Genomic DNA, 20,452 nt, shown 5'->3' on the forward strand with positions numbered 1-20,452 from the left:
TTTAAGGTCGTTCGTCGTCGAAATTGGTAAGTCGCAAGCTGCGGAGCAACAGGGCAAACCCGCTAGAGATCAGGCATTAGGTAAAAAGATGAACAACAGAACCCCCGTAAGGTTTCGCTTTGTCGAGTGTACGCTCGTCCTTGCCATGCTAGGCATGGTCGGAGCCTTCTTGAACGGACAATTAGGATCGTTCACTGTGCAAGCACCACCGATTGACTTCAAGCAACTCGACAAGCTGTACAAAGAGGGCAATTACAAAGAAGCGTTCGAACAAGGGCGCCCTCTCTTTTTAAACGCCGACAGCGACGCCGCCGAGATTCGCTCGCATCTCTACCAAATGGTCAGCTCTCTGCAGCAATTGGCCCGCATGGATGAGACGACCGACTTTCTCGAATCTGTGGTCGCCGCTCATCCCCAAAAATGGCGCGTCCTCGCAGGCGTCGCCGCCCAATATCAAAGCATCCAGCACTACGGACAAATGATCGACAACCGATTTGTTCGCGGCGGACAACGCAATCGGGGGCAATGGACCAATAGCATCGAGCGCGATCGCGTTCGCTCATTACAGCTTTACGAACAAGCGCTTCCGCTGGTGGCCCGCGACGATCAAAAAGGAGACGTCGCCAGCTTCTATCAAGAGCTCGCCCAGTTTGTTCTCAGCGGTCGCAGCCACAACGAAGCTTGGCGCCTGCAATATCGAACCGAGACCGACAATTTGCCCGACTACGACGAAGGCTACGGCCGCGGCGGACAAACGCAAGGCGCCCCAGTCGATGAAACAGGCAAGCCGATCTACTACAGCGAACCCAAATCGTGGGAAGCTGCGGCCAATGACGGTGAGCGCTGGCGCTGGGCGTTATCGATGGCCGTCGAAAACTCCCCCAACTTAAAGGGATTCGCACTACGTCAACGCGCCGATTTTGCACAACAACAATTTGGCGTACAAACTTTACAGCAGTTTGGCTTTTGGCCACGCGGGGGACAACAACAAAGCGAAGGCGCCGAGACCGGGACCTTTGCCCTAAACACGCTGAAAGAAACCGAAACGATCGCCCGCCTGGCCAATGGGATCAAACGCTTCGATCTACCGGACGAATTCAACCACATCGCGCTCTACAAGCAGATTATCGAAGAGAACTCTAGCTACGCCGAATCGACCTTCGACCAGCTGGCCAGCATCTTCGAGAATCGCCGTCAGTATCCCCGCGCAGCCCAGCTTTGGCGGGATGCGATCGCCAAATATGGCCCCGGCAACAACAACTATCGCAAAGATCGGCTGCAACAAATTGTTGGCAATTGGGGGCAGTTCCAAGGAGGCGAAATTGCTCCCGCCGGACAAGGCGCCGAGCTGCAGTTTCTCTTCCGCAACGGCAAAAAGGTGAGCCTGACCGCGTCGCCGATTGATATCGAAAAGCTGCTTACCGATGTAAAAACCCATCTGAAGTCGAACCCCGACCGTGTCGACTATCAGCAGATCAACATCCAAGACATCGGCTCGCGAATCGTCCATCAACAAGGCGAAAAATATGTCGGCAAACCAATCGCCCAGTGGAGCGTTGATCTAACGCCCCGCGAGCAGCACTTCGACCGCCGCATCACGATTCAAGCTCCGCTGCAAACCGCAGGCGCCTATTTCGTCACTGCGAAGATGGAAGATGGCAACGAATCGAACATCGTGATTTGGGTCGCTGATTCGGCCATCCTCTCCAAGCAACTCGACCGCGGCGTCCTTTACTATGCCGCCGACGCCGTGACGGGCCAAGCGCTGCCAGGCGTCAACGTCGAGTTCTTTGGTTTCCGTCAAGAGCATATCGCCGGCACCAACCGCTTTCGCGTTATCACCAAAAATTTCGCGAAAAAGACCGACGCCGACGGGCAAATCAAGTTGGATGAGCCGGTAGACAGAGAAAACATGCAGTGGCTGGTGATCGCACGTCCCAACCAGCACGGACTGGCCTACATGGGCTTTCAAGGGATCTGGTTCGGCCAACGTCACGATCCCCAGTACAACGCAACCAAAGCATTTTTAATCACCGATCGCCCGGTCTATCGCCCTGACCAAACGGCCAAGTTCAAGTTTTGGCTCGGTCACGCGCAGTACGACCAAGATGGCCCTAGCCAGTTCGCCAATCGTCAATTCCGCGTGCAGATCAACGACCCGCAAGGCGAAAAAGTCTATGAGAAGCACCTCACCACCGACGAGTTTGGTGGGCTAGAGGGCGAGTGGCCGATCCCTAGTGACGGCAAGCTGGGGACGTATAGCATCTTTACCGATCACGGCGGCGGATCGTTCCGCGTCGAAGAATACAAGAAGCCCGAATTTGAAGTCAAAATTGACGCTCCGACCGAGCCGGTCATGCTGGGCGAAAAATTTGCAGCGACCATTAGCGCCAAATACTTCTTTGGCGCCCCGGTCACCAATGCCACCGTCAAGTACAAAATCATGCGATCTGACTATCGCCAAGATTGGTTTCCGATCGCACCGTGGGATTGGTTCTACGGCAGCGGCTATTGGTGGTTCGCCTACGACTACCATTGGTATCCCGGTTTCCACAACTGGGTCGGCTGTACGCGCCCCTTTCCTCTGTGGTCTCCCTTCTCGCAAACTCCTCCTGAGTTGGTCGCCGAGCAAGAAGTAGAGATCGGCGCCGACGGCACAATCAAAGTCGAGATCGATACCGAACTCGCCAAAGCGATTCATGGTGACAAAGATCACAAGTACACGATCACTGCCGAAGTCCGTGACGAGTCACGTCGCACCATCGTCGGCTCTGGAGATGTGTTGGCAGCGCGACAACCGTTCAAAGTGTTTACTTGGCTCGATCGCGGCTACTATCAGGTTGGCGAGGACATCCAAGCCAATATCAAAGCGCAAACGCTCGACGGCAAACCGGTCGCCGGTTCGGCCAACGTGGTCCTCTACAAAATCACTTACGACAAAGATCGCCAACCGATCGAGACCGAAGTCCAAACCTGGCAACGCGAAGTTGGCGCCGAAGGGCTCCTCGACCTGCAACTAAAAGCCTCCGCCGCCGGCCAATATCGGCTCTCGGCGACCGTCACCGATTCCAAAGAACGTGCGATCGAAGGGGGCTTTATCTTCACCATCATCGGTGAAGGCTTCGATGGATCGCAGTATCGCTTTAACCATCTCGAATTGATTCCCGATAAGAAGCAGTACCAGCCCGGCGACACCGTCAAGCTGCAAATCAACACCGATCGTCCCGGCACGACGGTCCTGCTGTTCCTGCGTCCGACCAACGGCATTTATCTGCCGCCCCAACGGTTGGAGTTGACCGGCAAGAGCACCGTCGTCGACGTCGCGGTGATCAAAAAAGACATGCCCAACTTCTTTGTCGAAGCGGTCACCGTTTACGATGGCCAGGTCCACCAAGAGACCAAAGAAATTGTCGTTCCGCCCGAAAGTCGCGTGCTAAACGTCGCCGTCGCTCCTAATCTAGAAAAGTACAAGCCCGGCGAAGAAGCCAAGATCAAAATCACGCTGACCGATCATACCGGCGAACCCTTCTTCGGTTCGACCGTCGTCTCAATCTACGACAAAGCGGTCGAGTACATCTCTGGCGGATCCAACGTCGAGGATATCCGCGAGTTCTTCTGGAAATGGCGCCGACACCATCACCCGTCGACCCAAGACAGTCTCACCAAAGCCTCCTACAACATAGTGCCGCCCGATCAGACCGGCATGAGCTTCCTCGGCGTCTTCGGCCAAGGGGTCGCCGACGAACTATCGGCAATGAATATGGAGGCCGAAGCCTTTGGAGGCATGCAGGACAAACAATCGTTCGGTCGCGGCATGGCCGGCGGAATGGCCATGCCGATGTCGGCCTCTGCTCCCGGCATGCTGATGGCTCGCGGCGCGATGGCCAAATCCGAGATGGCGATGGATGCCGCTGCCGAACCGCAAGCCGCAGGCGGCGCTGCTCCGCCGCCGCAAATGATCGAAGCTGCGGTCCGCACCAACTTTGCCGATACGGCATTGTGGATCGGCGCGCTGACCACCAACAAACAAGGCGAAGCCGAAGTCACGCTCAACATGCCTGAGAACCTGACCACTTGGAAGGTCAAAACCTGGGCGATGGGCAACGGCACGCGCGTCGGCTCTGGCGAAGCCGAGATCATCACCACCAAGAACTTGCTGATTCGTCTGCAAGCTCCCCGCTTCTTTGTACAAACCGATGAAGTGGTCCTCTCGGCCAACGTCCACAACTATTTGAAGACCGCCAAAACGGTGCAAGTTTCGCTCGAAACCCCCGGCAGTTTGCTAGAGCATCTTGATCCGTCCCAGCAAACGATCAAGATCGAAGCCGGCGGCGAGCAGCGCGTGGACTGGCGCGTCAAAGTTCTCTCCGGCGGGACCGCCATTATTCGGATGAAGGCGCTGACCGACGAAGAATCAGACGCCGTCGAAATGAGCTTCCCCGCCAAAGTGCACGGGCTGCTCAAGACCGAATCGTGGGCCGGAACCGTTCAACCCGAGGTCGACATGGCGACCCTCACCGTCACCGTGCCGCAGCAGCGACAGATTGATGACAGCCGGCTGGTTATTCGCTATACGCCAACGTTGGCCGGCGCGATGGTCGACGCGTTGCCTTACATGGTGGACTTTCCGTATGGTTGCACCGAGCAAACGCTCAATCGCTTCCTGCCGACGGTCATCACGCAAAAAGTGTTGCTCGACATGCAGCTTGATCTGAAATCGATTCAAGACAAGCGAAACAATCTAAACGCCCAAGAGCTCGGCGACCCCGCCGATCGCGCACAACAGTGGCGGCGATTTGAGCGGAACCCGGTCTTCGAGATCGAGACCGTTCGCAAAATGGTCACCGATGGAGTCCAGCGCCTGACCAACATGCAAAACGCCGACGGCGGTTGGGGTTGGTTCTCTGGCGCCAACGAACGGAGCTATCCGCATACGACCTCGGTCGTTGTCCACGGTTTGCAAGTTGCCCAACAAAATGACGTCGCCATCGTTCCCGGCGTGCTCAACAGCGGCCTGGACTGGCTCTCCAGCTACCAAGCGACCGAAGTGCAAAAGCTGCAAAACTCCGACGGCCAAAAACAGCCCTGGAAAACGACCGCCGACAATACCGACGCGCTCGTCTACATGATCCTGGTTGACGCCGGTCGCGAAAATCGCGCGATGCGAGACTTCCTCTATCGCGATCGAACCCATCTCTCGGTTTACGCCAAAGCGATGTTCGCGTTGGGTCTGCACAAGATGGCCGACGCCGACAAACTGGCGATGTTGCAGCGTAACATCGAACAGTATCTGGTCACCGACCTAGAAAACGAAACCGCCTACCTGAAGATGCCGGAAGACAACTACTGGTGGAACTGGTACGGCGATCCGATCGAAGCGAACGCGTACTACCTGAAGCTGTTGACCAAGGTCGATCCAAACAGCAAGACTTCGCCCCGACTGGTAAAATACCTGCTGAACAATCGCAAGCATGCCACCTACTGGAAATCGACCCGCGACACGTCGTTGTGTATCGAAGCCATGTCGGACTACTTGCGGGCGACCAATGAACTGAAGCCAGAAATGACCGTCGAAATCTGGATCGACGGGCAAAAGAAGGGCGAAACCGAGTTCACCAAAGAAAACCTCTTCACGGTGAACAACACGTTTGAACTGGTCGGCAAAAATGTCACCGGCGGCGATCACAAGATCGAAATCCGCCGCCAAGGCACAGGCGCCGTCTACTTCAATACCTATCTCACCAACTTCACGCTTGAAGACTTCATCACCAAAGCCGGCCTAGAAGTGAAAGTCGAACGTCGCTTCTACAAGCTAGTGCCAGAAGAAAAAGCAGTCAAAGTCGCCGGCGATCGCGGCCAAGCGGTCGATCAACGCGTCGAAAAATATCGTCGCCAGCCGCTAGAAACCGGCGCCCAATTGACCAGCGGTGATCTGGTCGAAGTCGAACTCGTGCTCGAGTCCAAGAACGACTACGAGTACATCATGTTCGAGGATCAAAAAGCGGCCGGGCTCGAAGCCAAAGAGGTCCGCAGCGGGTACAACGGCAACAGCCTCGGCGCCTACATGGAACTCCGCGACGACCGCGTCACGTTCTTCGTCCGCCAACTCCCTCGCGGCCGGCACAGCCTGACCTACCAATTACGTGCCGAAATCCCCGGCAAGTTCAGCGCCTTGCCAGCCATCGCCGAAGGAATGTACGCCCCCGAACTAGTCGGCAACTCCGACGAAATGAAAGTCGAAATCGTCGACCAACCCTAACCAACACCAGAAACCCCAGTGTCCCCTTTCGCACCGCGAAAGTAGCGTCAAGCTCTTGCGGCGTCTTCGCCAAAAGAGCCAGGGTGCCATGCTCTTATCGCGTCTTCGCGAAAAGAGCATGTCTTGGGAGAGTTGCGATGGTGATCGATTTGTTTAAACGCATTGATGCAGACATGCTCTTTCGGTGAAGACACCGTAAGAGCATGGCGCCCGGCCAGCGAATGTTATGATGCGGAAGCCAAAGGCCAAGATACTATTGCGTCATGCCATTACTCCACCGTGTTCCAAATAGCACTCGTAGGCCTGATCTTCATCGGCATAAAATTCTACGTAGAACGGCTTCGGTCGAAAGTCGGGTGATTTATATTCACTAGTTAAGAATGTGCGATATTGTTCCAAAGCTGCTGACACCTGCTCAACACTCATGCAGACTTTGTGTGACTCAACGTATTCTGACGATAGAAAGACGATTGAACCAGTGGCGAATACTGAAAATAAATTTCCAGTTCCTTGGTATCCACCAATCGCCTCGCCTGCTGCAATTCGTTGAAAGGCTAAGAGCCAGCGATCAACCGACGCCGTCGAGTACTGAATATCGCTTCCCAGCCAATGAGCAATCGCCTTTGCACCAATACTATCTCCAAACGCAACCGGTAACTGGTTTGGTGTCGCGTAGTCTATCTTGCCATGCATCTTGCTAGTCCTCACAATGGATGCGCCAGGGTGCCATGCTCGAATGGCACAGTCATTTGAGGTCGAATTTTATTCGGCGCAAAATCCGTCTATCTGCAAGTCGAGTTTTTCGATTAAAATTCTCGACGCAGGACGATTGATCTTGCTGTGAAACCCTCCCAGGTCTCACACTTTAAAGCCCTCCCCGGTCGTTTGGCGCTTACCAGTGAGACCAGGGAGGGTTTTCTCATGGCATCTTGGTCGAATCACGCCGCTGGAGGCAACTTCAGTTTCGCGCAGGCGGTTGCTGGATTCCTGATCGCATCGGGAATCCCTTTTGTCGACATCTTGAGTGAGGAACGGATCGCTCGGGTTTTCGCCAAACACCAGCGACTCTTTGGACGCTCCTACACCACCGCAATCGTGCTGTGGACGTTTATGAGCCAAGTCCTTCGCGACGGCAAGGAAGCTTCCTGCCAGAGTGCGGTCGCTCGAATCAGCAGCTACCTTCACGGAAATAATGGTGGCGATGTCGCCCCGGACACGCGCGACTATTGCCGCGCTAGAGCGAAGCTTTCCGAAAATGCCCTGCACGAATTGACCACCGAGATCGCCGTCGAAACGGAGCGACTAGTTCAGCCAGAGCACCTGTGGAAAGGTCGACATGCCAAGCTCGTCGATGGGTCAACCTTCCTGATGCCCGACACGCCGAAGAACCAGGCCGCTTATCCCCAGAATCCCGCCCAACAACCGGGCATCGGTTTTCCGATCGCTAGGTTTGTGGTCGTGATCTCATTGGCGACCGCCTGCGTGGTCGATTGTGCGATCACCAGGTACATGGGCAAGGAGACCGGAGAGACGGCGCTGCTGCGGCAACTGATCGGCTGCTTTGTCAAAGGCGATGTGGCGGTGGCTGATCGGTTCTATGGCAACTACTGGATGATTGTGTTGCTAATGCAAGCGGAGGTGGATGTTTGCTTTCGCAAACATCATGGTCGGCACACCGACTTCCGTCGCGGTCGTCGACTTGGTAAACACGATCATGTGGTCCGCTGGGATCGTCCGAACCGACCGACGTGGATGAGCAAGGAAATGTATGACTTGATGCCCCGGTCGATTGAGCTGCGAGAGATTCGTTATGTCATCGCCAAGCCGGGGCGAAAACAAGAGCCGTTCATCATCGTCACGACCCTCACCCAGGCCGACGGCGAAGACTCGGTGCAGCACGAGGATCTCGCAGAGTTATTTGGCTTTCGGTGGAATGCGGAATTGGATATTCGGAGCATCAAGACGCACCTGAACATGAATCATCTTCGCTGTAAAAGTCCAGAGATGGTTCGCAAAGAGTTCTGGGTGACCATGCTGGCGTACAACGCGATCCGGACGACGACGCTTGGGAGTGCGTGGATCTGCGGCAGGCGACCACGAGAGGTGAGCTTCGTCAGTTGCTGCCAGTTCGTATTAGCGGCCTGGGATGTGATCGGCTCCATGACAGGCATCGAACATCGGTCTTACTGCCTCAGTCGATTAGAACAGATCGGAAAGTGCATCGTGGGACAGCGTCCAGGCCGCATCGAACCGCGAGTGCGAAAGAAACGCGGCAGCAACTACAAGCTAATGGTGCAACCTCGCCAAGAACTGCGCGAGCGACTCGCTGTCGGCGACAACTCCTTTGAAACAAGATAGTTACAACTATGACTGTGCCATTCGTGCCATGCTCTTATCGCGTCTTCGCGGAAAGAGCATGTCTTGGGAGCGTTGCGATGGTGATCGATTTGTTTAAACGCATTGATGCAGACATGCTCTTTCGGTGAAGACACCGTAAGAGCATGGCGCCCGGCGGCTGGTAAGAGTTGTCCGGCGGTTTGAAATACCTTGGCGATTGCTGGCCGTATTCATGGCCACGCAAAGCCGTGGCCATGGCGCCCGCGCAGCCATACCATCTTAGGTAAGTTCATGCGGCCACTCCAGAGTAATGCACTTTACTCTATGTTTCTCAAAGTAGATTTGATCGTCGATTCGGTCTCTTACAAAGTTATGAATCGCCCGACGCATATTAATTCCAAAGGTGTAGATGGGATCGACGACTTGATAGATGACGCCTCTTTCATCAATCACTAGATCATAGTAATCGCTTCCGTCAACGTACCCAAGTGGATAGCCACGGCGACCGACGAGCTCCTCAAACAGTCGCATTTCCGGAACGGCCAACCTCGTTTGACTCGGTTCTAGCACGCACACATCATTAATCGTCTCGACTTTTAACCCGCCAAATTCGTTTAGGGCGTTCTCTGCCGCTGAGAAAAGTGAAATATGGGCTGGTAGCTTCAGTTTCAGCAGTGCCCGCCTATTTGGCTTCCAGCCATAGTATCGCATCAAAGCCCAGGTGTGCCAGCTCCACTCAGGATAAATAAACATGACGTGCCACTATTCCTCTTGGGAGTCTTTAATATCAACAAACATAGAGTTGATTATAAAATGCAATGGTGCATAGTCAGGCTCAAAGGCGTCGTGAATGCTCAGTTCCCTCAGCCCGGCGCCATGCTCTTATCGCGTCTTCGCGGAAAGAGCATGTCTTCAAACCGGGCCCAACCCAACAATTAGACGATACCAATCAAAGCATGCTCTTTCGGTGAAGACACCGTAAGAGCATGGCACCCGGGCCAGTTTTATCAGACCGAGGCTACGCGTGGTTTTGATTACCTCAAGATGATTGATCAGATTAAGAGGGGAGAGCCAATTTCACCATGAAACCCATGCGGCCTAACCAGTCGCTGAACTAGGCTCGTTCGTCCGACGATTGCGAATCTACGCGATCGATTTGCGCAACCCACCCAACCTGCTCGTCAAGCGCTGGTGCCATGCTCTTACCGCGTCTTCGCGAGAAGAGCATGTCTTCAAACCGGGCCCAATCCAATAATTAGACGATACCAATCAAAGCATGCTCTTTCGGTGAAGACACCGTAAGAGCATGGCGCCCGGCGGCTGGTAAGAGTTGTCCGGCGGTTTGAAATACCTTGGCGATTGCTGGCCGTATTCATGGCCACGCAAAGCCGTGGCCATGAATACGGCGTTACGATTCTTGCGATCGGGTGTACTCCTGCAGGTATAGCTGTCGAAACTCGGTCAACAGTTGCAAGGCAGCATTGGTATCTTTTACATGATAACCACTCAGATTGACTAGCTTGATAACTACACTGTCGCCAGACCGTGCAGCCTCAATGCCGCATTCGATCGCACCAAGAAACCGGCGATGGTACTCGGGATGATCCTCCGCCACAAAGACCATCTGATCGACGGCTTCCTCTAAAGTTTGCTCATTGACCCATCCGTCGAACAATTCCCCAAGCGTCTCTTGCCATGTAATCGTCATCGTTTTCTAACCACGTTAAATACCAGTCGCGTAGGCTGGGTTAGCCGACAGGCGTAACCCAGCTTTTCTCTAAGGGGACGGGGGTCGTTTTTGAGGCACGGGCGCCATCACCACGGCTTTGCGTCGCCACGGCTGAGGCGGGCAATTCAGCCGTCGCCCTCAATTCACCAAATCGTGATCATTTCTACATCCTAACGCTTTGAAGCGGTCGGGATCAAACTTTACTTGCATGCCTATTCATGGCCACGCAAGGCCGTGGCCATGGCACCCGCGCTAGTATGCGGGGGAACATGAGGTTGGGCGAACGGTTACGTTAGGCGATGCTAAAATCGGGCGCCCTGGTTGGGCGATTTGGGGTCTCGCGCGAAAAGATGTACTCATGGCCGATATGCTCGCGAACGTTTCGCTCCGCAGTTTTGTACGATTCGCTATCCCATTCGGTCGGCTGTTCAGCGAGAGCGAGCAAGACCCCGCCTGCGATCTCGCGCACGCAAAAGGCCGGCGTCTTTAGTAAGCATTTTTTACCAAGTAAGCGGACGTACGGCCTGCCGTAGTAATTCAACCAGTAAACTCCAGGCAGGGAAGCTTCGAGAGAAACGCCAATCGCACGGGTTGTCACTTCGCTTTTCACCATATTCTTGGCGTAGAACTCGTCGCTCAAATGAGATTTCGCGTAACGAACTGGGAGGTCGCCGACCGCTCGTTCAAAAAAGGAGAAAGCCCAATCCGACGCGGGCATATCTTCGATCGTCTCTTGCTCGATTTCGACGGTAATGCGGTTCGACGTCGACGGAATTGTAGAACGGCTGGACCTGAGATAAAAGGTAATTGCGTTGCCCACTCCCTTCAGCACGGCATCCCCGAAGCCTCTTCGCACGGCGATTTCCTGACTTACTCCGTCAGCGAGTACGCCATGTCGTCCAATAACTTGCCCCTTGCGACTCGATTCATTCTTGAGGACCCGAAGTTCAGATGACCAATTCGGCAACGTTGCGATAATCAGACACTGTAAGGTGGCGAGTTGTTCCGTTTCGAGTACCGATTTCGAGAGATAGAAATTCATCAAAAGACGCATGACTAAGTCCTGAGTTGTTAATCGCAGCCTCGTGGAATTGGTTTCCATTCAAGGAGACCGTCTTCCATAAATTCGGCAAATTCACCACGAGTTGGTGCTCGCAGGTCGGAATAGACCTCCACACGAGCCCGGTGCCATGCTCGAATGGCACAGTCATAGTTGTAACTATCTTGTTTCAAAGGAGTTGTCGCCGACAGCGAGTCGCTCGCGCAGTTCTTGGCGAGGTTGCACCATTAGCTTGTAGTTGCTGCCGCGTTTCTTTCGCACTCGCGGTTCGATGCGGCCTGGACGCTGTCCCACGATGCACTTTCCGATCTGTTCTAATCGACTGAGGCAGTAAGACCGATGTTCGATGCCTGTCATGGAGCCGATCACATCCCAGGCCGCTAATACGAACTGGCAGCAACTGACGAAGCTCACCTCTCGTGGTCGCCTGCCGCAGATCCACGCACTCCCAAGCGTCGTCGTCCGGATCGCGTTGTACGCCAGCATGGTCACCCAGAACTCTTTGCGAACCATCTCTGGACTTTTACAGCGAAGATGATTCATGTTCAGGTGCGTCTTGATGCTCCGAATATCCAATTCCGCATTCCACCGAAAGCCAAATAACTCTGCGAGATCCTCGTGCTGCACCGAGTCTTCGCCGTCGGCCTGGGTGAGGGTCGTGACGATGATGAACGGCTCTTGTTTTCGCCCCGGCTTGGCGATGACATAACGAATCTCTCGCAGCTCAATCGACCGGGGCATCAAGTCATACATTTCCTTGCTCATCCACGTCGGTCGGTTCGGACGATCCCAGCGGACCACATGATCGTGTTTACCAAGTCGACGACCGCGACGGAAGTCGGTGTGCCGACCATGATGTTTGCGAAAGCAAACATCCACCTCCGCTTGCATTAGCAACACAATCATCCAGTAGTTGCCATAGAACCGATCAGCCACCGCCACATCGCCTTTGACAAAGCAGCCGATCAGTTGCCGCAGCAGCGCCGTCTCTCCGGTCTCCTTGCCCATGTACCTGGTGATCGCACAATCGACCACGCAGGCGGTCGCCAATGAGATCACGACCACAAACCTAGCGATCGGAAAACCGATGCCCGGTTGTTGGGCGGGATTCTGGGGATAAGCGGCCTGGTTCTTCGGCGTGTCGGGCATCAGGAAGGTTGACCCATCGACGAGCTTGGCATGTCGACCTTTCCACAGGTGCTCTGGCTGAACTAGTCGCTCCGTTTCGACGGCGATCTCGGTGGTCAATTCGTGCAGGGCATTTTCGGAAAGCTTCGCTCTAGCGCGGCAATAGTCGCGCGTGTCCGGGGCGACATCGCCACCATTATTTCCGTGAAGGTAGCTGCTGATTCGAGCGACCGCACTCTGGCAGGAAGCTTCCTTGCCGTCGCGAAGGACTTGGCTCATAAACGTCCACAGCACGATTGCGGTGGTGTAGGAGCGTCCAAAGAGTCGCTGGTGTTTGGCGAAAACCCGAGCGATCCGTTCCTCACTCAAGATGTCGACAAAAGGGATTCCCGATGCGATCAGGAATCCAGCAACCGCCTGCGCGAAACTGAAGTTGCCTCCAGCGGCGTGATTCGACCAAGATGCCATGAGAAAACCCTCCCTGGTCTCACTGGTAAGCGCCAAACGACCGGGGAGGGCTTTAAAGTGTGAGACCTGGGAGGGTTTCACAGCAAGATCAATCGTCCTGCGTCGAGAATTTTAATCGAAAAACTCGACTTGCAGATAGACGGATTTTGCGCCGAATAAAATTCGACCTCAAATGACTGTGCCATTCGTGCCATGCTCTTACCGCGTCTTCGCGGAAAGAGCATGTCTTACGCCCTGCAAAAAAACATCACACCAAATATTTTACATAGCGTCTCGCTCTTCCAAGCTTAATACTGCGAACATGGAGCCGCACCAAAAAATCTAAAGCGTGATTAATAAGGGGACGCGGGTCGTTTTCGGGACACAGACGCCATCACTACGGCTTTGCGTGGCCATGATGGAGGCGGGCAATTCAGCCGTCGCCCTCAATTCTCCAAATCGTGATCATTTCTACATCCTAACTCTTTGAAGCGGTCGGGATTAGACCTTACTTGCACGTCCATTCATGGCCACGCAAGGCCGTGGCCATGGCGCCGGTGCTGAAGATCGCGCCGCAAAAATCTCCCCCGCTTGAGGTTGACTTGCCGCTGCATTGCTGGTATAAATTTGTACAGGCAACCAGGCTTCGGCTTGGCTCTGCTGTTTAGCTTGTTTTGGGCGCCTGCGGGATTCGTGGGGGGCTATTTATGTGAGGCGTTTGGCTTGGGGATTGGGCTGAACGTCGGGGGTTGGTCATTGCCGGTGGGGCGGGACGTTTTCTGCTGCGCTGCGGTGAATGATCAGGGGGAATTGCCATGTCGATCGTTGTGAGTGCACCTGCTTCTAATCGGACTGGCCAGGTCGATTGGGGCGAGGCGTTTACGCCGCTGTTGGATTCGGATTTTGCGAATCCGCTGATTTTGGATCGCGAAGCGGGGGCGTTGGGGGCTTTTGGCCGAGAAGCGGAGCCGGCGGAGTTTGGCCAGCCGGAAAAACCTTGGGAAGGGCTGACGACCGCTCAACTATTGGCTCGTCAAAAGCCGCGGGATTGGTTGTTGCCGGGGATCTTGTTGCGGCATCAGGCGGCGGTGATTTTGGGGCCCAGTAAGTGTATGAAGAGTTCGCTGGCGATTGATCTGTGTGCGGCGCTTGCCAGCGGGGACAAATTTTTGGGGCAGTTCGCGGCCGAGCGGGCGTTTCGCGTTGGCTATGTCGGCGGCGAAGAGGCCGAGCAGATGGTGACCGATTTGGCGCCGCGCTGGAGTGCAGCTTCAGGGGTCGATTTGTCGCAGCTCGATCGACTTGTCTGGGAGCTGAACATCACCGATCCCAGCGATCCGGCCCATTTGCGGCGGCTGACCGACTGGATCGAGCGACACCAGTTAGAAGTTGTGCTGATCGATACGGCGGATTTCTTAAACATGACTCCGCGGGCCCAAGCCAAGCAGCAGCGCGAACTGATTCGTTGCTGCCTGAAAGCCGGCGCCACGCCGATTCTTTGTTGCCCTACCCGCAAACAACTGCCGCCGCGGGCACTGACCGCCGCCGACTTGGCCAGCGCCGGCTGCGGCGCCGTGGCCCGGCAATGGCTTTTGGTCAATCGCCGGCAAGCGTTCAAACCGGGCACAGGGCGACATCAGTTGTGGCTCACCCTGGGCGGCGGCGCCGGGCAAAGCAACCTGTGGGGCGTCGATATTAATGAAGGCCCAACTAGTGAGCGAACCATCGATCTAGCCGGCGGCAAGTGGGAAGTAACAGTGCGCGACGTGCCGTCAATCGCCGAAGAAGTGGCTCAACAAGCGGCCAAATCACAGCTGGAGCATCTGCGGATGAAGCTGCGCGGCGTGATGTCGCAAATCGACCCAGCTCAGGCGACCAAGCTGAAGATCCGCGAGCAAAGCGGGATGAGCGGAACCAAGTTTGGCTTAGCCTGGGAATATATGGTCGACGCCGGCGAAATCCGCCTTGCCGCCAACAGCAATCCGCACCAGCCAAGGCGGGAGCCCCGCTATCGCTTGGTCAGCTTGGAGGAACTGAACGATCCCAACGCGCCCCAGTATGACCCGCTCGAAACCAGCTTCATCACCCTGACAACGGCCGAGCTATTAGGCCAAGCCAAAAAAGAAACGCCGCCGAGTCCAGTCCAGCCAACCGACCCACTGGCTGACAAGTTGACCGGCCAACCCCGTCGCGAGCCCAGCGAAACAGCAAAATCCGCATCGCCCCAGGCTCAGCCCCAGCCGCCAGAAAAAATTTCCGACGAGAGTCCAGTCGAAAAAATATCACCCTCGAGTCCACTCGAAAAAATTTTGCAGCCGAGTCCAGTCACTCCAGCGATCTCCGAACTTTCGATAGCCAAACTTAGCGCCGCCCTCGCCGAGCTGAAAAAAACAGAACCGCCGAGTCCAGTCCCTACCGCGCCCAAGCCGCGAAAACGCAGGGCGAAACCGCGGAAACGGAGACGATGAAGTGTGTTCCTACTGGGTGTCAGGCGCCATCGCCTTGTGTGGCGATGATTGCGGCCGGCAATCAAGCAACCGCCCAGAGTCATTGAAGGCATAACCATTCCAAAATCTTTGAAAGAGTCGCGGTCCAACGATACTTGCGAGTCCATTCGTGGCCACGCAACGCCGTAGCCATGGCGCCCGATGCTGAAAAGCCGGGGCACGTGATTACCTTTTGCGGCGCTGGTCTTCTGACCGGGTTTTGGCGATCACCATTCCGGCGCGAACCCCACCCCCAGAGATCTCTCCGTATAGAAGTGACTGTGATTTCGTGCTTCGCTGCGCAACTTTACCGAAACTTCAAATCGGGCTTAGGCGGTAGATGAACTTGGCGGTACGGTGATTGGTGGAATCGCCGCACAGGCGAGAAAACGGGAGGAAAACCTGGGCAAGTCCCCGCTTTTTACCGTGGCCTCGTACTACGGATTGGCCCGTCAGGTGGCGGTCTCGCGCAAAGGTTCGCCAACAAAACGTTGCTGTCGAAATCGCAGTTGTGTTATGCTAAGGGTCTGACTTCGCTCCCCTCCACACCCCCGACCGGGGTCGGAATCCAGCCCTACGTACAAGTTCCTTGATCGAGCCTGAACGACTGTAGCTCAACCAGGCAGAGCGTCCGTACCAACGGTTAGAAATCGGTTCGAACCCGATCAGTCGTCATCGACAATAACCTCAGGGAGAGATGGATGTCGGCAATTCTCGAGCGCCCAACGCTCGTACTTAATCGAAACTGGCAACCTGTTGGCGTCGCCTCGGTGGCCCGCTCTTTGACTAAGGTCTTTAGCGGCACGGCCCGGATTGTCGACCCGCTGAGCTACCAGTTGTATGACTGGGAAGATTGGTCGCAACTTGTCCCGAACAAGGATGAGGCGTTCATCTCGTCGCAGCGGCTCAAGATTCGTGTGCCGGAAGTGGTCACGCTGGTCAACTACGATCGTGTTCCGCGGAACACGGTGACGTTCAGTCGTCGGAATGTGTTCAAGCGCGACAACTATACGTGCCAATATTGCGGTTCGCGTCCAGGCAGCGAAAGCCTGACGATCGACCACGTCTTGCCGCGTGCCCAAGGGGGCGAGTCAAGCTGGGAAAACTGCGTGTTGGCGTGCGTCGAATGCAATCATTCCAAGGCGAACCGGACGCCGGTCCAAGCGCGAATGCCGCTCCACTCGGTCCCTGTCCGTCCGCGGTGGTCACCGGTTTACGCGGCTCGCCGAGTCCGGATCGAGTCGTGGGCCAAGTTCATCAGCGAAGCCTATTGGGATACCGAACTGGGCGCTTAATGTCATGGTGATTGCTGATCATTGCAAACAGAAACAGCGGTCCGAGCAACTCGGACCGCTGTGTTTGGCTTGAAGCGTGAAGTCAGTAAGGCGATTGAGTTAGGTAACCTCTCAACACCGCCGTGGCGTAACCCATCTTGGATTAACCCTTCTCGGCAATCGCCGGTGGGGTGTCGACCAGATGTTGTGACTCTAACTGGACCAGTTTTGCATAATCGGCGCGTACCGTTTGATCCGCGATCACGGCTAAGTTGATCGCTAAAGCGCGAGTTTCTAACCAGTACCTCAGGCGTTCGAGTTTCACCACATCTAGTTCCAACTTTTCACGCTTGGCTTCGAGTTCTTCGATCTGGGCGTTCAGCTCTTTCAGTTTCGCGTAATGCTCGTCACCCACGATTGCCTGCTTCACGACGTCCGCGTCTTCCGTGAGTAAGCGGGCCGCTTCGGGATGCCAGGGACTGCCGATTGCTGGCCAGCGCCGCTGAACTGCTTTGGCGATCTCGCGTTTTGGCGTCCCCAGTTCGTTTCGCTTGTCACGTAGATCACTCTCGACGGTTTTCTTTTCTTCTTCGATTCGCTTGATCGCTTCGTCAACTTGCTTGCCGCGATCGGCGCCATTCAACTCAAATCGTTGACTCAAACCTTCGATTACCGCACGCTCTGACGGAACAGCTGACGTCAGCAATACTTCCACCGGCGAATGGCTGGTTAACAAGCCATCTTGCCCGGTCAGCGCCGAATAGTGTCGCAACAGCGCGTCCGATGTTCGCGTTGGAATGTCGATCGTATCGGCGGTCAACACGGTGTAGGCATGCGCCTCGAGCAGTGAGCAACGTCCATCCTGATCAAAGTCAGGCCGCGTCACCGTCTGACCGGTCCGGGTCTCGCCGGTCAGCGCTTCCCAGAAGTAGGAAGAGTACTCGCGATACTCGGCCTGTTCGATGTTTGACGTACAACCGGCGGCGACACGATCGGGCACGGTAGAGAAGAACCCGCAGCGTGGGCGATCCGACATCCCATTTTCAGGGTCTCCCCCTTTGAAAATCAGATTCCCAAAACCGCCGCTGTAGCACTGAACCATAACGGCCACAACCGGCATGTTGGCTGGCAAGCGGTCGAGCTTTTCGGTCCACTCAGTGACTGTCATCTCTTGGGAGTTCCAGAGATGGGTGAAATTGTTGACCAGCGGCTTGGCTCGCTTCTTCTCTTCTTCTTTCTTATCTCCTTCGTCCTGCTTGGCGTCCCCATTGTCCTTTTTCTTCTCGGGCTTCGAGTGCCCCCCGTGTCCTGTGAAGTAGAAGAGCAAGCGGTCATCGGCCGTAAGCCGCTCGGCAAAGTCCGCCAGCGACTTCTCAATCACCTCTGGTTCGGCGGCGCCGCTGACGCCGGGGATTGAGCTTGAGCGGTAGTTGAACTGAATCCCATTGGTTGGGCCGATGATCTCGGCCAATAACGTGCGGAGATCTTCGGGGCCGCGGGCGGCGTCCTCAAACTGCAGATCAAGCTGCGGGCTATCGCCGTCGTCAAACAGGATTTGATGCTCGAGTTTGTCGAGCCCCAAGCGAGCCAAGGTTCGCTGAAAATAAAGAACATTATTCTCCAGGGATATCTGACTGCTGTTCGCGACAGGCCCTCCACCCACTGTAAAGAAGTGATCGGCCCCTTGGACCGCCGCGGCAGTGAGCATGAGCAAGCAAAGCCCAACACCTACCAAAGATGTCATTCGTACCATCGCAAACCTGTTCTCATAGAAGTCAGATATTTTGACAAATAACTCACGGCGTCACCGTCGCGTTTTGCAATCCAGTATGGCACGCAGCGCAACTCGCTGTTCGCCATCAAGTTAGTTCACGCAGCAAGCAGATCGAGTCTGGTTGCACTGATCGGACCAACTTGATTCGCACCAGAAAGTTATGGCTATCCATCCAATCCTGCGGCGAGTTTCCTACAGCGTCAGACAAGCCCGTCCAGGCGAAAGAAGTCCGGCGCACGTCGCATTGCAAACTAATGACAATTGTAACTAGTAGGTCCAGACAAAGATGTTATTGGTTCAACGATTTTGCGAGCTATTTTTACAAAGCGTCACGCGATCCTGGGGCGCGATCGCTCCCGACTGGATCACCATGGCGAACCAGCCGGTTCGCTTCTCGTTGTTGGGCCGCAACTCACCGGTCACTGGATGCTGCGCATGACATGGCGTCCAGCGGCGGGTTAAACGAACGATGACAGCGCCCAATTGCAGTTCGGCGCCTTCGCTTAATTGGCCAAGTCCGACGCCGGCGACCGTAATGTTCTCACCCACGCTTCCTGGCGGCGCCGGTTGCCCTGCGATCGGCAGTTGGTCGTACAGTTCGACGTCAAACAGGCTGACTGCCCGGTCGTTGGTTTCGTGCTCTGTATAGCGATGTTTGTCCCCCACGATCCCTTGCAAAGTCAACTCAATCGCATCGACCGCGATTCGCGGGATCCCACCGGTCGACGATACGCAGACAGCGATCACTTTGCCTGGCAGGTTCATTTCGCTTTATTCCAAAATAGTAAGGTAGACAGGCGGAACTTCATCTGTCAGCCATACCTGGTTGGGTGTCACAAAAAAGGAATATCCATCGGCATGCATCTGGCCCGCAGCGATTTGTAACAACACGGGCTTGCCACGGCGCTGCCCTACAGCGCTGGCCGTCTGTTGATCCTGGTGCAGGTGCACGTGATGACGTTGCATCTTCTGCAGGCCTGTTTCTAGGATGATTGCAATCGAACGCTCAGGCGTTCCATGCAGCAGAAACATGGGAGGGACCGCCGCTTCGTAACCCAGATCGACTTCGACCGAGTGCCCTTGCGTCGCGCGGATGCGCTGCTCGTCAGGCGAGAATTGAAACCGCTGCTTGTCATTGCGGGTCACCACTTCTTGCAGTTGCGCCAACGTCAGCGGCTGACCTGCGCGATGAAACGCGGCGAGCAAGATCTCGACATCGATCCAGCCTTGCTCATCCAGCGTGACTCCGATTTTATCGGGCTGATGACGGAGCACCAAACTTAAAAATTTGCTGGTAGTTTTTAGCTGTTTTTCGTCCATGTCTCGCACTCTAGCTTCGAGCAATCTCTTGACTTGAAATCAGGGTAACGCCGCGAGACTTCAGCTCCTCAAGAGCGGCGTCGATATCTCCAGGCTTTAAATTGACCCCGCGACATGCGTCGACAATCAGGTAGACGCGATACCCAAGGTCCAGCGCATCGAGCGCCGTATATTTGACGCAATAGTCGGTTGCGAGGCCAGCTAGATAAAGTTCGTCGACTCCTTGCGTTTGCAGCCAAGCATGCAGCCCGGTGGCATGGCGACGATCGTTATCAAAAAATCCGCTATAGCTATCGACCTGCGGATTGTCCCCTTTGTAGATCACGTGATCGATCGCAGCGGTTTGCAGATCTGCCGAAAATTCACTCCCCTGGGAGTGCTGCACGCAATGGTCGGGCCACAGGATCTGCGGCAACCCATGCAGGTCGACTTGCTCGCCGACCGCATGGCCCATGTGTTGACTCGCGAAACTCTGGTGCTCGGCCGGGTGCCAATCTTTGGTCGCGACCACCAGGTCAAAGTTTGGCAAACAAGCATTTACGACCGGCACAATTTGATCCGCTACGGCGATCGCCAAGCTGCCGCCGGGGAGAAAGTCATTTTGGATGTCGATCAGTACAAAAGCACGCATGAGGGGC

General features: G+C 55.4%; 13 protein-coding genes and 1 tRNA gene. 5 read left to right on the top strand and 9 right to left on the bottom strand.

Translation table 11 applies throughout. The features are described from left to right. Positions 1 to 196: 196 nt before the first annotated feature. On the top strand, positions 197 to 6,259 hold the full coding sequence (locus SH421x_RS18820) for an alpha-2-macroglobulin family protein (protein ID WP_488851381.1): 6,063 nt from the start codon (positions 197 to 199) through the stop codon (positions 6,257 to 6,259). Between the two features lie 261 nt (positions 6,260 to 6,520). On the opposite strand, the gene SH421x_RS18825 is transcribed toward SH421x_RS18820, so the two are convergent. Then, positions 6,521 to 6,952, bottom strand: coding sequence for a hypothetical protein (locus tag SH421x_RS18825; protein WP_488851382.1), 432 nt, complete (start codon positions 6,950 to 6,952; stop codon positions 6,521 to 6,523). Positions 6,953 to 7,180: 228 nt separating this feature from the next. On the opposite strand from SH421x_RS18825, the gene SH421x_RS18830 reads away from it, so the two are divergent. Beyond that, positions 7,181 to 8,617: an IS4 family transposase gene (locus tag SH421x_RS18830; protein WP_488851384.1), complete on the top strand. Its 1,437-nt coding sequence runs from the start codon at positions 7,181 to 7,183 to the stop codon at positions 8,615 to 8,617. A gap of 258 nt (positions 8,618 to 8,875) precedes the next feature. Here SH421x_RS18830 and SH421x_RS18835 read toward each other — a convergent pair whose 3' ends face one another. The 4 genes from SH421x_RS18835 to SH421x_RS18850 form a co-directional block, all read right to left on the bottom strand. Then, a complete protein-coding gene (locus tag SH421x_RS18835; protein WP_488851386.1) occupies positions 8,876 to 9,349 on the bottom strand; it encodes an SUKH-3 domain-containing protein in 474 nt (157 codons plus the stop codon). A 655-nt stretch (positions 9,350 to 10,004) separates the two neighbouring features. Continuing rightward, on the bottom strand, positions 10,005 to 10,304 hold the full coding sequence (locus SH421x_RS18840; RefSeq protein WP_488851387.1) for a hypothetical protein: 300 nt from the start codon (positions 10,302 to 10,304) through the stop codon (positions 10,005 to 10,007). A 313-nt stretch (positions 10,305 to 10,617) separates the two neighbouring features. Further along, on the bottom strand, positions 10,618 to 11,379 hold the full coding sequence (locus tag SH421x_RS18845; protein WP_488851388.1) for a hypothetical protein: 762 nt from the start codon (positions 11,377 to 11,379) through the stop codon (positions 10,618 to 10,620). Between the two features lie 165 nt (positions 11,380 to 11,544). Beyond that, positions 11,545 to 12,981 (bottom strand): IS4 family transposase, encoded by a 1,437-nt coding sequence (locus tag SH421x_RS18850; protein WP_488851384.1) that lies wholly within the window; start codon positions 12,979 to 12,981, stop codon positions 11,545 to 11,547. A 794-nt stretch (positions 12,982 to 13,775) separates the two neighbouring features. Here SH421x_RS18850 and SH421x_RS18855 point away from each other — a divergent pair. The 3 genes from SH421x_RS18855 to SH421x_RS18865 all read left to right on the top strand — a co-directional run bounded on the left by SH421x_RS18855 (position 13,776) and on the right by SH421x_RS18865 (position 16,741). Continuing rightward, positions 13,776 to 15,428 (top strand): AAA family ATPase, encoded by a 1,653-nt coding sequence (locus SH421x_RS18855; protein ID WP_488851389.1) that lies wholly within the window; start codon positions 13,776 to 13,778, stop codon positions 15,426 to 15,428. Between the two features lie 621 nt (positions 15,429 to 16,049). Further along, positions 16,050 to 16,120, top strand: a tRNA-OTHER gene (locus tag SH421x_RS18860). A 27-nt stretch (positions 16,121 to 16,147) separates the two neighbouring features. Then, complete coding sequence (locus SH421x_RS18865) at positions 16,148 to 16,741, top strand: HNH endonuclease (RefSeq protein WP_488851390.1); 594 nt, start codon at positions 16,148 to 16,150, stop codon at positions 16,739 to 16,741. A gap of 142 nt (positions 16,742 to 16,883) precedes the next feature. On the opposite strand, the gene SH421x_RS18870 is transcribed toward SH421x_RS18865, so the two are convergent. From SH421x_RS18870 to pncA, 4 genes are all read right to left on the bottom strand, one after another. Then, positions 16,884 to 18,464 carry a hypothetical protein gene (locus tag SH421x_RS18870; protein WP_488851391.1) on the bottom strand — a complete coding sequence of 527 codons (1,581 nt, stop codon included), beginning with the start codon at positions 18,462 to 18,464 and terminating at the stop codon, positions 16,884 to 16,886. Positions 18,465 to 18,791: 327 nt separating this feature from the next. Next, positions 18,792 to 19,259 carry an MOSC domain-containing protein gene (locus SH421x_RS18875; RefSeq protein WP_488851393.1) on the bottom strand — a complete coding sequence of 156 codons (468 nt, stop codon included), beginning with the start codon at positions 19,257 to 19,259 and terminating at the stop codon, positions 18,792 to 18,794. A gap of 6 nt (positions 19,260 to 19,265) precedes the next feature. Then, positions 19,266 to 19,814 carry an RNA 2'-phosphotransferase gene (locus tag SH421x_RS18880; protein WP_488851395.1) on the bottom strand — a complete coding sequence of 183 codons (549 nt, stop codon included), beginning with the start codon at positions 19,812 to 19,814 and terminating at the stop codon, positions 19,266 to 19,268. A gap of 10 nt (positions 19,815 to 19,824) precedes the next feature. Then, entirely contained in the window at positions 19,825 to 20,445 is a 621-nt protein-coding gene (gene pncA / locus SH421x_RS18885) for a bifunctional nicotinamidase/pyrazinamidase (RefSeq protein ID WP_488851397.1), read from the bottom strand. Positions 20,446 to 20,452 lie beyond the last annotated feature (7 nt).

This window comes from Blastopirellula sp. SH421 (genome assembly GCF_057808535.1).

Excerpts from the sequence above, each read along its gene's own strand:
- SH421x_RS18825 (WP_488851382.1), bottom strand. The coding sequence starts at position 6,952 with ATGCATGGCAAGATAGACTACGCGACACCAAACCAGTTACCGGTTGCG.
- SH421x_RS18830 (WP_488851384.1), top strand. The coding sequence starts at position 7,181 with ATGGCATCTTGGTCGAATCACGCCGCTGGAGGCAACTTCAGTTTCGCG.
- SH421x_RS18835 (WP_488851386.1), bottom strand. The coding sequence starts at position 9,349 with ATGTTTATTTATCCTGAGTGGAGCTGGCACACCTGGGCTTTGATGCGA.
- SH421x_RS18840 (WP_488851387.1), bottom strand. The coding sequence starts at position 10,304 with ATGACGATTACATGGCAAGAGACGCTTGGGGAATTGTTCGACGGATGG.
- SH421x_RS18845 (WP_488851388.1), bottom strand. The coding sequence starts at position 11,379 with ATGCGTCTTTTGATGAATTTCTATCTCTCGAAATCGGTACTCGAAACG.
- SH421x_RS18850 (WP_488851384.1), bottom strand. The coding sequence starts at position 12,981 with ATGGCATCTTGGTCGAATCACGCCGCTGGAGGCAACTTCAGTTTCGCG.
- SH421x_RS18855 (WP_488851389.1), top strand. The coding sequence starts at position 13,776 with ATGTCGATCGTTGTGAGTGCACCTGCTTCTAATCGGACTGGCCAGGTC.
- SH421x_RS18865 (WP_488851390.1), top strand. The coding sequence starts at position 16,148 with ATGTCGGCAATTCTCGAGCGCCCAACGCTCGTACTTAATCGAAACTGG.
- SH421x_RS18870 (WP_488851391.1), bottom strand. The coding sequence starts at position 18,464 with ATGACATCTTTGGTAGGTGTTGGGCTTTGCTTGCTCATGCTCACTGCC.
- SH421x_RS18875 (WP_488851393.1), bottom strand. The coding sequence starts at position 19,259 with ATGAACCTGCCAGGCAAAGTGATCGCTGTCTGCGTATCGTCGACCGGT.
- SH421x_RS18880 (WP_488851395.1), bottom strand. The coding sequence starts at position 19,814 with ATGGACGAAAAACAGCTAAAAACTACCAGCAAATTTTTAAGTTTGGTG.
- pncA (WP_488851397.1), bottom strand. The coding sequence starts at position 20,445 with ATGCGTGCTTTTGTACTGATCGACATCCAAAATGACTTTCTCCCCGGC.